We start from the raw sequence: 13,499 nt of genomic DNA, 5'->3' as shown, positions 1-13,499 counted from the left end.
CAAGTCACTCCTTGGCGGGTATGTAAAGATGGAACGTCGCGCCAATATCGGGCTGGCCGTCGGCGGTGATGAAACCGTTGTGCTTGTGCGCGATCTTTTGACAAATCGCAAGCCCGATGCCCGTGCCCACATACTCCATCTTGCCGTGCAGGCGCTGGAAAGCTTCGAATATCTTTTCCTTGTATTGCGGATCGAACCCGATGCCGTTATCGGCCATGCTGATTTTCCAATACAGTTGACGGTTGACGGTTTCCTTGGTCGCGCTTATGCTGATGACGGGCTTGACATCGGCTTTGCTGTACTTGATGGCATTGTTGAGCAAGTTGCCGAACAATTGCTGGAAATGGATCGGGACGACCTTGAGCGTGGGCAATTCGTCGCGGTGGATCGTGGCGCCTTTTTCCTCGATTTGTTCCTCCATTTGCAAAAGTACTTCGGAAAGCAGCGTATTGAGGTTGGTGCGTTCGAATTTGTATTTTTCCGACTCCATCCGCGAATAACTCAGTACGGCGTCGATCAGGTTTTGCATGCGGAGCGCCGTCGAGGTGATGCTCTTGAAATACTGCTGCGATTGCTCGCTCAGCTTGGCCTCGTCGGTTTCGAGGATGCGGCTCGTAAACATCTGTATCTTGCGCAACGGCTCCTGCAAATCGTGCGAAGCAATGTACGTCAGCGACGCCAGCTCCTTGTTCTTGCCGTTGAGCTCTTCGTTGATCTGCTCCAGGTACAACGCCGCCTCTTTCTCCTTGGTGATGTTCTTGGAAGTCACCGTGAGCGTATTGTTGACTTTTTCGATGGCCGCACTAAGCCACAGTGTCTTGCCGTTCAAATCGACTCCAATCTCGTAGGTATCGGATTTGCCCGTTTCCATGCAACGCACGAGTTTGTCGAACACGCCGTTGCTGAAAATACCGGGATAGACCTCAAAACAGGTCTTGCCCACCACATCGGCCACGGTAAGCCCAAAATTGGCAGGTACCTCGGGGTTCGAATACAAAATGCGGAAATCGTTGATCTTGTTGCGTTCGTTGTAGATGGGTTCGTAACTGGCGATGCCGTAATAAGTCGAATTGAGTACCGAATTGAGAAACGATTGCGACCGTTCGAGCTCCTGCGTACGGATCCTGACCATCGACTCGAGTGCATCGGTGAAATCCTTTTGGTCGTGGATGTCCATGCAACTGCCCACATAGCCCGTGAACTGATCGTCTATGTCGTACCGCGGCACGCCTTTGTCTGAAATCCAGCGGTATTTGCCATCTTTTCGGCGCAACCGGTATTCCATGTAAAACTCTTTGCGCGCCTCGAAACTGGTCTTGGAGATACGCTGACAACGCTCGAAATCGTCGGGATGCACGCCTTCGGTCCAACCCTGGTCGACTTCCTGCGCCAACGTCCTTCCAGTAAAATCGAGCCAATTTTTGTTGAAGAAATAACAGCGGTTGTCGGTCCCGGACATCCAAATCATGACGGGCGCCGTATCGGACACCACCTTGAACAAATCCTCGCTTTGCTGGCGAAGCTCCTCGGCCTGCCGGATACGGGCCTCGTGTTGCCTGGTATCGGTGACATCCTCTATGGCCAAAAACAAGAGCGTCGAACCGTCTATGCGATCTGCAAATTGCCTCGCGTTGAGCAACAACGAATACCTTCGGTCTGCGACGGCAAGTTCGAGCGCATAATTCTCGACACCAAAGTTTTCGGACAATACGCGCGAAAGCAAATCCTTGAGCTCGGGTATGGCCCACGAACGGTCGGCAATTTCGAACAGCGAACGTCCTTCGACCGACTCGCCTGTATCGCCGAACAATGTCACGAAATGCATGTTGGCTTTGCGGATGACGTAACCCCCATCGAGGACCAGGATGGGATCATGGCTGGCAGCAAGTAACGTTTCGAGGTATTCCTGCGTGTAATCGGTCATGGTTTGAGCATTCCTTCGTTGGCTCTAATTAACGAAATTTTCCGCAAACCGAAAGCAGCCCGTACGTTAAATTTAAGAAAAAAGGAAGCCTAAGCTTCCTGGATCGTGGCGCGGTTGCGTTTGAGTATCGCGGCCGTGATAAGCGAGACGAGCAATCCGATGGGAAACACCTCGAGATAGGTCATCCAAACCACGTTGACGGGCTGGCTGTACATTTGTTTGGCCCATTCCATCTCGGTGGCCTGCGCTTTCAGTTCTGCAGCCGATGCGCCGGTGCTTTTGGCCTGTTCGATGGCCGCGGCCGCGTACTTGTCCATAAAATCGGGCATGAAATTATAGTACACCACAAGCCAGGTGACCACGTAAAACGTCGAAGCGATCAGGCTGATCAGCAAACCGATGCCAAAGGCGCGCCCAAACGCCACCACGCCACCATTGATCTTGTCGCGGTAATTCTTGACCGCCACAAAAATGAACGAGAACGCCACCAGCATGCCGGTGTAGCCGATGATCATGCCCCTAGGGCCCAAGGCCATCATGTTGTCGCAGCCCACGGCCAACATACTGGTGGCCATCCAAAGGCTGACGATGATTCCTGCGATTAATCCGTTGTTGAGAATAACTTTTTTCATGGAAATGTATTTTTATTGGTTTAAGCCACAAAGTTGAATCTTTGCCCCGCGAAAACGGTCATACTTTGGTATGATTTGACTTGTTTTGTTTGCTTTCATACTTTGGCATTACGGGATCAGCCGCAGCCGTTTGCCCTTTTCGACAGCCTGCGTACGGCGCTTGACGTCTAACTTTTCGAACAACCGTGCGCCATGGGTCTTGACGGTAGGCAACGACACAAACAGCCGTTCGGCGATTTCTCCGTTGCTGAGGCCTTGGGCCATGAGTTGCAACACCTCGAGCTCTCTTTTACTGATGCCCATCGCTTCGCAAGCCGATGCATCAAAATTAAATTCGAGCGGTTTTTCCTTCTCGACCACAATCGTTTTGGGCTTAAACAACTTGATGGCCAGCCAAATCCCGAGCGCCATAAAAAGTACGGCCGAGATGGCGGTGTAAATCTCGAATCCGTGCGCGAACACCAGGTACCTGATTTCGAGAAAGCGCAAAACCAACAAAAGTGCCGCGAGCGCCAACCCGTAGTAAACGATTTCTTTGTATTTGGAAAAACCCGTTTTTTGCATGCCCCAAAAGTAAAAAATCGGATGAATTTTGCCGATAAATTTTGTCTATACACATGCAATCTACGTGACAAGGCAGCCGTCTGCAGAATCTAGCTATCCACTGTCCAAAACAAGCGATATGACAAATTATGTCATTAATTTAAAATCAGAACAATCTGTTTAAAATAAATCCATTAAACAATTGAAATCCAGTACGCAAATATATTCTAATCAACTTAAAACTTTAATCATTATTTTGCGCCGTCGCTCACAAAAAAACACACGATCCAAAAATAAAATCACACCTAAATCAATCGAAAAAAAAGCAAATTTTACCTTCCAATCCTAAAATTAAAAACCCGTACCATGAAATGATACGGGCTTTCAAAATAATAGAATCTAACTTCTATTTATCGTCTTCGTGTTGCTTGAAGATGATGTTATTTAGGTCAAATTTACGATGCCCATCGCGGCAACGGCTTACAGAATTATAAGAATTTCTTACACAATGTCAACCTCAAACCACCGCATAAAAGATGTAAGAATTCACGGCAAACTTGTAAGGCCGACGTAAATCTTTGCCATACCTTGTCTAAAATTGATTGTTATGAAAAGTACGAATTTCTTCAGGACGGTTCTGGCCATGTTTTGCATTTTGCTGGCGCTTGGCTGCGCGACCAACAAAATCAAAGGAACGGCATCGGACAAATCGGGTACCAACGGCGCAACAAACGGCACGGGTAAAATCGCCAAAGGGCTTTGATCGCAACAAAATTTTTTTGATGGGTATTTTTAGTTAAATTGCTCGTGAAAAAATACCATGGATTTCCAGAAACAATACGATCTTGTACGGTCGTCGCGCAAGGTGTTGCTCGATTACTGCGCCACGCTGACCGATGCCGATTTCCTGGCAGCGCACCCTGCGTTTGGCCGGGGCAGTGTACGCGACTTGCTCGTGCACAACGCCAACACCTACCAATGGTGGATCGGGACGCACGCCTTGCAGGGAAGGCCCGACTTTACCGACAAGGATTCGCTGACCGATATTGCGCAGGCCGTGTCTGTCTTTGATCAAGTCGATGTGTTCGTGGTCGAATTTTGCGAACGGTTTAAGGACGACCCGACGGCAACCCTACCCGCCTCGTTGGGCGAGAAAAAATTCCTGTCGACGCCGATCGAATTGTTCACCCATGCGATAACCCATGAATTCCACCACAAAGGACAAATCCTTTCGCTCACACGGCAATTGGGTTATGTGCCGATAGACACCGATATCATCCGATGAAAAACTGTATCGCCCTTTGCTTACTCGCGCTCACGCTCGGTGCTTGCCGATCGGCCAAAGAATCGTTCGCGTTCGAGAAAATCGCGTTCCATTCGGGGCCTTGTTTTGGCGTTTGTCCGAGCTATCATCTGGAAATCCGCAACGACCGGTCGGTTTTGCTCAAAGGCGATTCGCTGTATGGCAAGCGCGGCAACCACCAGGATTTGGTTCGCGTAGGTTATTTTAAGGGCAGAATCGCCGACACAAGTTATGTCAGATTGCTCGAAGACCTGCGTGCGATAGGCCTTGATACCGTACAATTCAAAGGCCCCGATTGTTGCGATGCGCCCATGAAGACGCTGATTGTTTATTACAACAGCAAACGCAAATACCTGCGCGCGATGTTTCCGCCCGACCATGCGCGGGCATTGCTCTCGACGCTAACCGGAATCTACAAGAACACGCGGTTTGATCGTGTCGGTGAGCGGTTTGAGATCGAATTCGACAGCATCCCGCGCAAGTAAAACGAAACCCGCAACTCTTTCCGTAAAAACTGTAACGTTACGCCCGACAAATTTGCGAACTTTACCGAACCAAAAACAAATGCCATGGAACTATACGCCAACCTGACACACGAACAACGGGAAAAACTACAACAATTCCCGGCCTTCATTTCCCTACTGGCCGCCAACGCCGACGGCCAATTGGACGACCAGGAAAAACAAAAAGCCATCGATTTGGCGCACATCAAGGACTACGACAACAAGGAACCGTTGCTGGCCCGTTATTACCAGGACGTACGCGAAAACTTTGCCCAACAACTCGACCGGTTGGACGCCTTGCTGCCGCGCGACAAAAAACAGCGCGAAGAAGCCATCAAATACCAGCTGACCGAAATCGAAACCATTTTGGGTGTGCTCGGTTCGGCATATGCACAGGCGATGCGCCGTAGCATGCAGTCGTTCAAGGAATACGTCTCGAACGCGCACGACCATGTGTTGGAGCATTTTTTATTCCCGTTACCCATCAAAGGAATTACCCAATAGCCTATGCAACTCGTCAAAGGAAAAGGAATCGTACTGATCCACGGCGCGGGACTGGGCGCGTTCATCTGGCAAGACATGAAGCTGGACTGGCAGGTGCTGCGCATCAATTTCCAGAACCGCGGCAATGGCCCTGCCAACACCGGATTGCATTACAAGGATTATGTGGAAGAGGTCGTGCAGCAAATAGACAACTGGACGGTAGACCAGATCGTAATCGTAGGCCATTCGATTGGCGGATGCATCGCGCTCAACATTGCGGCGCGCTACCCAGGACGCGTCATCGGGTTTATCGGCATCGCGGCGGCCATCCCGGCAAAAGGCGGTTCTTTTGTCTCGTGTCTGCCTCCGATGAAACGGTTGCTTCTACCGTTGGTGATGCGGATTTTCGGCACCAAACCACCCGCCGCTACCATCAAAAACGGGCTCTGCAAAGGATTGGACGACGAACAAACCGCCAAGATTGTTTCACGCTTTACATTTGAGTCGCGCGAATTGTACCTCGAGGATTGCGAAGGCAAAATCCCGAAGATTCCCCGAATGTACATCCTGACCACCGACGACCGCGAAATGCCCGCCGAAACGCAACGCCAAATGGCCAAAAACCTCAAGACCAAAGACATCTCGAAAATCGATAGTGGCCATTTACCAATGCTTCAAGAGCCGTTCAAGTTGTCGCACCTGATCAACGATTTTTGCAAAAAACTGGACACGCAAAAAAGGGAATAACAAGATTGTCATTCCCTTTTTCTTTGATTTGATCTTTTCGCGGGTGATTCGGAACACCGACGTTGTCTCAAATCGTTTTTGTTGATAAAGTAAAAAAAGCTGGTTGTGTTGCGTTTTTGTCTCTGGTACAAATATTTAACATTGTCCAAAATTTCGGTTTACATAATTCCCGACAATATTTATACGATTTCCATTTTATTGCGCAAACCCTTAAATCGTCGAATTTTTTAGTCGGTATTATTCGCGTATCTTTGCCCGCTTTTTATCGTTCCCATGACAAACAATCAAATTCTCAAAGGCGTATTTCTCGTCGGATTTGGCGCCACCAGTTACGGCATGCTCGCCACGTTCGTCAAACTGGCCTACCATGACACGGGTGTTTCGGGGTTGCCCTTTACCCCTGCCGAGGTCATCGCGTCGCAATTCATCCTTGGTATCCTGGCGATATTGCTTTTGAACGCCATCGGCAAAATCAAAAAAGGCGATGCCGTGGTCAATGCCTCGCCGCGCGAAATCATCCAGCTCATGGTGGCCGGGACATCTACCGGACTGACGAGCATTTTTTACTACCTCGCGGTCAAATACATCCCGGTTTCGATTGGTATTGTCCTGCTCATGCAAACCGTATGGATGGGCGTGCTGCTCGAAATGCTACTCGAAAAAAAGCGGCCGTCCAACATCAAACTAATGGCCGTCGCGGTCGTGTTGCTGGGAACGGCACTGGCCACCAACCTGATCGACAGCACGGCGCAGCTCGATTGGCGCGGCTTGGTGCTCGGGCTACTTGCGGCGGCATCGTTCACCACGACCATGTTCACGGCCAATCGTGTCGCGGTGGGTGTTTCATCGGCGCAGCGCAGTTTGTACATGTTGCTCGGCGGCGCGGTGATGGTCTTGATTTTTGCTCTGGCCACACAGCACACACCGTTCAACTACGACATTTTTTACAAATGGGGCATACTGCTGGCGCTGTTCGGCACGGTGATCCCGCCGCTTTTGATGAATGCAGGATTTCCGCTGACGGGCATCGGGTTGGGCAGCATCGTCTCGGCGCTCGAGTTGCCCGTATCGGTCATGATGGCCTATTTTGTACTCGACGAAAAAGTGATCGGTTTGCAATGGCTTGGCATCGCGCTCATCATTGTGGCCATCGTGATGATGAATGTGCGGTTCAAAAAATAGCTTCTTTTTGGTTGAACGGTTGTAAAGGTTTCCGTTTGTTTTGTAATGCCACAACCGCTTCAATGCCTAATTTTGCGCCTACGCGCCCGCCTGGGTTGCCGTCCCAAATACCACAACCATGAAAAACCTCACGCTCAAGAACGCGCTCGACGCGACCTTTTTGACCATACTGGTCGTTTTTTCTATTTTGGTCTATTCGACCTGGAACCGCGCCCAATTGGTCAAACAAAACCGATTGTCGGTGAACCGGACGAGTAACATCAACGACTTGCTCGAAAAAATACTCTCCAGTACGATCGATATTGAGACCGGAACGCGCGGTTTTACGATTACGGGCGAACGCGACTATCTTTCGGTTTATGAAGACGGGAACCAAAATGTTTCGATGTGGATCGATTCACTCAAGAACATGACCGAGGGCGATACGGTGGCCGTGCACCACATCGACACACTGCAACGACTGATCCAGCACAAGAAACAAATCAGCGCGCTGACCATCAAGGCGCGGAACGAGCAAGGCATGTCCGCGGCGGCAGAGCTGGTCAAGAAGGGCAAAGGAAAAGAAATTATGGATTCGATACGCGACCGTGTCCTTGCCTACCAGCAACAGGAATTGCGGTCCTTATCAGCCAATTTGGCGCATACCGAGGCCAACGTAAGGGCACGCAACCTCAACTTCATCCTGTTTGCCGGGATCACATTTTTGAGCCTTTTTGCGGCCTATGTACTGTTGCGCCGTACGACCAAAGCATTGCTGCGCGACAAAATCATCCAGGAAAACCTGATGGACGAGCTCACGTTCCAGAACCAACAGCTCAACGATTTTGCGAGCATCACCTCGCACAATTTGCGTTCGCCCGCCTCGAACATTACCGCGTTGGTGGCCTCGGCCGACGAAAACAGCACCGTCGACGACTACAAGATGTTGTTCGACATGCTCAAAAAGGTAGCGCAAAACCTCAACGAATCGCTCAACCAACTCATGGAAGTGCTGCACATCAAACGCAAATCGGTAGAAAAGGAAATGCTCGCGTTTGCCCCGCTTTTCGATCGAACTGTCGATTCCCTGCAGGGCGAAATCCACCGCTGGGAAGCCACCATCACGGCCGATTTTTCGCAAGCGCCGCAAATCACGTACTCGAAAATCTACCTCGACAGCATCCTGCACAATTTGATCGGCAACGCGCTCAAGTACCGCAGCCCCGAGCGCAAACCCATCGTCAAGGTCTGGACGGAGCAAAAAAACGGACACACTTACCTGCACGTGTCCGACAACGGGCTCGGCATCGACCTGGCCAGACACGGCAGCAAACTCTTTGGTATGCACCAGATTTTTCACAAACATCCCGAGGCCAAGGGCGTGGGGCTTTTCATGACCAAGACGCAAATCGAGAGCATGAAAGGGAAGATTTCGGTGGTGAGCGAACCAGGGATGGGCAGTACTTTTACGGTGATGTTTGGAAACTAACTGTTGATTACTTATTCATTTTCAATCGTTTGCTTTTTAAATCCGAACGCATAATTTGTTATTTTTGATAAAGACCCTCGGATCTACCGTTGCGTCGTTAACCAAAAAACAAACCTCATGAAAACATTTGCAGCAGAATTCCTCGGAACGTTCTGGCTTGTTTTGGGCGGTTGCGGAAGCGCCGTCTTGGCTGCCAATTTCACGTCAGACCCTTTTATCGGTATCGGTCTTGTGGGCGTATCGCTTGCTTTCGGTTTAACGGTACTCACCATTGCGTATTCGCTCGGACGCATTTCTGGCGCGCACCTTAACCCCGCGGTCACCATCGGGCTTTGGGCCGGAGGACGTGTCGAAACCTCGACCGTGTTCCCTTATGTGGCCGCACAAATCCTGGGCGGTATCTTTGGCGCCGGCGTGCTGTATGCGATTGCGACGGGCAACGGCAGCGCCATAGGTGATTTTGCCGCCAACGGCTACGGCGACCATTCGCCGGGCAAGTACGATATGATGTCGTGTTTCGTGACCGAATTCGTAATGACGTTCATGTTCATCATCATCATTTTTGGCGCGACCGAAAAAGACCGTGCCAGCGGGGCGTTCGCAGGAATCGCCATTGGCCTTGCGCTGACATTGATCCACCTGATCAGTATTCCGGTGACCAATACATCGGTCAATCCGGCGCGCAGCATCAGCCAGGCGGTGTTCGTACAAGGTTGGGCGCTCGAGCAGGTTTGGCTGTTCATCGTGGCCCCTATTGCCGGTGCTGCCGTGGGCGGTTTGGTTTACAAGGGATTGTTGCGCAAGACCGATTTTGAAACAGACGACTAACCACAACAGGTGACCAAAAGCAAAACGGCGGAAAGTTCCCGCCGTTTTTTTATTTTTGCTTATGTCGCTTTTTGAATTTTCCCCTGTTGTTTTTGATCTTCCAGATGCCGATGTCCAATACCACCCGAATTGGCTTTCGGCCGATGTGGCCAACGATTGCTTCAACCGATTGCATGCCGATACGCCTTGGCGGCAGGACGACATTACGGTGTTCGGGCGTCAGCATGCCCAACCCCGACTGACGGCACTGTACGGCAACGAGGGCAAGCCGTACGGCTATTCGGGCATCGTGATGCAACCCAACCGGTGGACACCGTTGCTCGCACACTTAAAGGAACAAGTCGAGGCGGTTTGTGGCGTGCATTTCACGACCGTACTGCTCAATTGTTATCGCGACGGACGCGACAGCAACGGCTGGCACGCCGACAACGAAAAAGAACTCGGGCGCGATCCCGTTATCGCATCGCTGAGTTTGGGCGCGGCGCGTTCTTTTCACCTGCGTCACAATTCGGGCGATTACCCCACCCAAAAAATCCTGCTCGAACACGGAAGCCTGCTTTTGATGCGGGGCGCAACGCAACACCACTGGAAACACCAAATCCCCAAAACGGCCAAACCCGTCGGGCCGCGCATCAATTTAACATTTCGCACCATCAAGTAAATAGGAAAAAAAGTACATTTGGTTCAAACCTTTTCCATGGATTCGATCATCGCCTACTTCTCGACGATCCCGTCTTCGCACCGCGCGGCTATCCTGGCCGGCGGTATCGCCTTTTTCTGGTTGCTCGAAAGTGTCAGGCCGATGGTTTCGTTCGACTACCGCAAATGGCACCACGCGGGGATCAACATTTTTTTCACGCTGACGACGATTGTCGTGAACTTTGTGCTCGCCTTTGTCTTGTTGATGGCCGCCGATTACGCCGTGGCCCATCGTTTTGGTATCCTGCACTGGCTTCCAGAAATGAACGTCTGGTTGTATGCAATCCTGGGTCTTTTGCTGCTTGATCTCATCGGGGCCTATCTCGCGCACTGGGTACAGCACAAGGTTGCGCCTTTGTGGCGTTTTCATTTGATACACCACACCGATACCTGGATCGACACGACATCGGCCAACCGGCACCACCCGGGCGAGAGCGTGATACGTTTTGTTTTTACGACGCTGGGCGTGCTCGTGGTGGGCGCTCCGATGTGGATGGTGTTCCTGTACCAATCGCTTTCGGTGGTGTTCTCGCAGTTCAACCATGCCAACATCGCCTTGCCGCCTGCGGTCGACCGCTTGTTGAGCTGGGTGATCGTGTCGCCCGACATGCACAAGATACACCACCATTACAAACTGCCGTACACCGACAGCAACTACGGCAACATCTTCTCGATCTGGGACCGGCTGTTCGGCACGTTCAAGGTCCTGCGCAAACAAGACATCGTGTATGGCGTAGATACGCACATGGCGCCGCAAGAGCACAACAGCTTGCGAAACCTGCTTGGGATCCCGTTCCAGAAAAAGCGAAAAGCCACGCCGCCCGAATCGTCTTAAAAATTTTCAGGGCGCTTGAAAAGTGATTATTTTTTTTACTAATATTGGCTTGGAAATGCAACATTTGTCTAAAAATTATCTGAATTGATTTTCACCTAATGAGAAAGAACAAAAGAATCGAGCTGACCCACGATCAACAACAGCGGCTCGTTACCTTGGCATTGGAAGAACGCAATCCGTTCGAAATTATCAAAAAGGAATTTGGATTGTCTGAGCAGGAAGTGCTCGAAATCATGAAACGCAAATTGACCGCCGACCGCTTCGAACTCTGGAAGAAAAAGGCGCAGGCAAGCAAACCCAAACCCAAACCGGTCAAGTTCGATGACTTTGACGACGAGCTCGACGGCAAATACTACATCAAGAATAAAATGGATTGACAACTCCTTCGGGGGTTTTTTTATTGTTAATCCGATACTAAAAACCAGGCGCGTACTGTAACTATTTTATACATTCGCACACAGATTCAAAAATCCTAAACACCAGATGAAACAACTGATCCTGACGGCCGTTATGGCCTTTTTCTCGCAACTGGCCGCGGCGCAATCGGCCGATGTCAAAGTAGCCATCGACCTCAATACGGTCAAGGACGACAAAGTGATGGTGACCGTACATCCGCCCAAGATTAATGCCGCAGAGGTATCCTATAAAATCCCGAAGATTGTTCCCGGAACCTACGCCGAGGACGATTATGGTAAATTCGTAGACAACCTCAAGGCCTACGACGCCAAAGGCAACGCGCTGGTGGTGGCCAAGATGGACGACAATTCCTGGACCATCCGCGAGGCCAAAAAACTCGCCAAGATCACCTACTGGGTCAACGACACCTACGACATCGAGGACACGCACGATGTGTTTTCGCCTGCAGGGACCAACATTCTCGAAGGCCAAAACTTTTTGCTCAACATGCACGGGTTTGTGGGGTATTTCGACAACCTGCTCGCGGTGCCGTATCAGTTGACCGTGACACATCCCGCAACGTTGTGGGGCGCAACCTCGATGAACGATACCGATGCGTCCGACACCAAGGATGTTTTTGCCGTTTCGCGTTATGCCGAACTGGTCGAAAACCCGATCATGTATGCCAAACCCGACTACACGACGTTCAAGGTAAACGACATGGAAATCATGGTGGCCGTATATTCGCCTACGGGTGTGTTTACCGCCGAAAGCATCACGCCCGATTTGAAGCGCATGGTCGAGGCGCAAAAGAAATTCCTCGGCAGTTTCAATTCGACCAAAAAATACAGCGTGTTGTTGTACCTGACCGATGTGCAAGGCCAGGACGCACGCGGATTCGGGGCTTTGGAGCATCCGACGGCCACCACGGTGGTCATGCCCGAGATGATGCCCGCCGACCAACTGGCCGAACAGCTCAAGGATGTGGTGTCGCACGAGTTCTTTCACATCGTGACGCCGCTGAGCATCCACTCGAAGGAAATCCACTTTTTTGATTACAATGCGCCCAAAATGTCTGAACACCTTTGGATGTACGAAGGCGTGACCGAATACTTCGCCAACCTGTTCCAGATCAGCCAGGGGCTCATCACCGAAGACGAATTCTACACGCGCATGGCGGGCAAGATCGCCAATGCCTCGATGATGAACGACACGATGTCGTTTACAAAAATGAGCGCCAACGTGCTCAACAAGCCGTACAAAGACCAATATTTGAACGTGTACGAGAAAGGCGCGCTCATTGGGATGTGCGTCGATATCATCATCCGCGAAAAATCGGGCGGACAGCGCGGGATTTTAGACCTGATGCAAAAGTTATCGGTGGCCTTTGGCCCGAACAATCCGTTCGACGACAGCGCCTTGTTCGGCAAGATTGTCGAACTGACCTATCCCGAAGTCGGCGAATTCCTGCAAACGTACGTGGCCGGCGAAACGCCCATACCCTACGACCAGTTTTTTGCCAAGGTGGGCGTGACGCAAAAAGCGACCAAGGTGCCCGGGAACCCGTTCCTCAAGGGCCAGATGCCGTACATCACCGTGAATCCGAGTACGCGCGAAATCGTGGTGTTGCCGCAAATCGAGTTGCCCGAATTCTATACGTCGTTGGGCATGAAAGGCGGCGATGTTTTACAGGAAATCAACGGGACGGCCTACAACCTCGACAACATTTACGACATGATCATGGGCAGCCAGACCTGGAAAGAGGACGATGCAATCACAGTCAAGATCAACCGCGACGGCGAAACCAAGACGCTCACGGGCAAAATCAAACTGCCGTATGAAGACGCGACCACGTGGGAAGCCTCGGACAAAAGCAAGGAAAAATTGCGACTGGCCTGGCTGAAAGGATAAATTTTTAAACGCTTTACTTCAAGAGCCAAAACTGTTTTTTCGAGG

15 protein-coding genes are annotated in these 13,499 nt (G+C 50.9%); 12 read left to right on the top strand and 3 right to left on the bottom strand.

Annotated elements, in window-relative coordinates; translation table 11 throughout:
• Positions 1 to 4 precede the first annotated feature (4 nt).
• The 3 genes from BLP55_RS06680 to BLP55_RS17395 form a co-directional block, all read right to left on the bottom strand.
• A complete protein-coding gene (locus BLP55_RS06680) occupies positions 5 to 1,924 on the bottom strand; it encodes a PAS domain-containing sensor histidine kinase (protein ID WP_091141551.1) in 1,920 nt (639 codons plus the stop codon).
• An 89-nt stretch (positions 1,925 to 2,013) separates the two neighbouring features.
• Complete coding sequence (locus BLP55_RS06675; protein ID WP_091141550.1) at positions 2,014 to 2,556, bottom strand: DUF4199 domain-containing protein; 543 nt, start codon at positions 2,554 to 2,556, stop codon at positions 2,014 to 2,016.
• 108 nt (positions 2,557 to 2,664) lie between these two features.
• Entirely contained in the window at positions 2,665 to 3,120 is a 456-nt protein-coding gene (locus tag BLP55_RS17395; protein ID WP_091141549.1) for a response regulator transcription factor, read from the bottom strand.
• Between the two features lie 586 nt (positions 3,121 to 3,706).
• Here BLP55_RS17395 and BLP55_RS16970 point away from each other — a divergent pair.
• The 12 genes from BLP55_RS16970 to BLP55_RS06615 all read left to right on the top strand — a co-directional run bounded on the left by BLP55_RS16970 (position 3,707) and on the right by BLP55_RS06615 (position 13,454).
• Positions 3,707 to 3,862, top strand: a complete 156-nt coding sequence (locus tag BLP55_RS16970) for a hypothetical protein (RefSeq protein ID WP_170826806.1) — start codon at positions 3,707 to 3,709, stop codon at positions 3,860 to 3,862.
• A gap of 57 nt (positions 3,863 to 3,919) precedes the next feature.
• Complete coding sequence (locus BLP55_RS06665; protein WP_091141548.1) at positions 3,920 to 4,384, top strand: DinB family protein; 465 nt, start codon at positions 3,920 to 3,922, stop codon at positions 4,382 to 4,384.
• Entirely contained in the window at positions 4,381 to 4,887 is a 507-nt protein-coding gene (locus tag BLP55_RS06660; protein ID WP_091141547.1) for a DUF6438 domain-containing protein, read from the top strand. The genes BLP55_RS06665 and BLP55_RS06660 overlap by 4 nt, the downstream gene beginning before the upstream one ends.
• Before the next feature lie 84 nt (positions 4,888 to 4,971).
• Entirely contained in the window at positions 4,972 to 5,409 is a 438-nt protein-coding gene (locus BLP55_RS06655; protein WP_091141546.1) for a hypothetical protein, read from the top strand.
• A gap of 3 nt (positions 5,410 to 5,412) precedes the next feature.
• Positions 5,413 to 6,135: an alpha/beta fold hydrolase gene (locus tag BLP55_RS06650; RefSeq protein WP_091141545.1), complete on the top strand. Its 723-nt coding sequence runs from the start codon at positions 5,413 to 5,415 to the stop codon at positions 6,133 to 6,135.
• Between the two features lie 273 nt (positions 6,136 to 6,408).
• Positions 6,409 to 7,317, top strand: coding sequence for an EamA family transporter (locus tag BLP55_RS06645; protein WP_091141544.1), 909 nt, complete (start codon positions 6,409 to 6,411; stop codon positions 7,315 to 7,317).
• A 118-nt stretch (positions 7,318 to 7,435) separates the two neighbouring features.
• Positions 7,436 to 8,785 (top strand): sensor histidine kinase, encoded by a 1,350-nt coding sequence (locus BLP55_RS06640; protein ID WP_091141543.1) that lies wholly within the window; start codon positions 7,436 to 7,438, stop codon positions 8,783 to 8,785.
• A gap of 81 nt (positions 8,786 to 8,866) precedes the next feature.
• Complete coding sequence (gene aqpZ, locus BLP55_RS06635) at positions 8,867 to 9,613, top strand: aquaporin Z (protein WP_262494177.1); 747 nt, start codon at positions 8,867 to 8,869, stop codon at positions 9,611 to 9,613.
• 61 nt (positions 9,614 to 9,674) lie between these two features.
• Positions 9,675 to 10,274 (top strand): alpha-ketoglutarate-dependent dioxygenase AlkB family protein, encoded by a 600-nt coding sequence (locus tag BLP55_RS06630; RefSeq protein WP_091141541.1) that lies wholly within the window; start codon positions 9,675 to 9,677, stop codon positions 10,272 to 10,274.
• 36 nt (positions 10,275 to 10,310) lie between these two features.
• Positions 10,311 to 11,147 (top strand): sterol desaturase family protein, encoded by an 837-nt coding sequence (locus tag BLP55_RS06625; RefSeq protein ID WP_091141540.1) that lies wholly within the window; start codon positions 10,311 to 10,313, stop codon positions 11,145 to 11,147.
• Between the two features lie 98 nt (positions 11,148 to 11,245).
• Complete coding sequence (locus BLP55_RS06620; RefSeq protein ID WP_091141539.1) at positions 11,246 to 11,524, top strand: TIGR03643 family protein; 279 nt, start codon at positions 11,246 to 11,248, stop codon at positions 11,522 to 11,524.
• A 106-nt stretch (positions 11,525 to 11,630) separates the two neighbouring features.
• The gene (locus BLP55_RS06615) at positions 11,631 to 13,454 is read left to right on the top strand and encodes a M61 family metallopeptidase (protein ID WP_091141538.1); all 1,824 of its coding nucleotides are present in this window, start codon (positions 11,631 to 11,633) and stop codon (positions 13,452 to 13,454) included.
• Positions 13,455 to 13,499 lie beyond the last annotated feature (45 nt).

It is taken from the genome of Flavobacterium caeni (genome assembly GCF_900101895.1).
Taxonomy (GTDB): domain Bacteria; phylum Bacteroidota; class Bacteroidia; order Flavobacteriales; family Flavobacteriaceae; genus Flavobacterium; species Flavobacterium caeni.
Note: the sequence above shows the minus strand (reverse complement) of the source record. Positions and strands in the feature narration are given on the sequence as shown.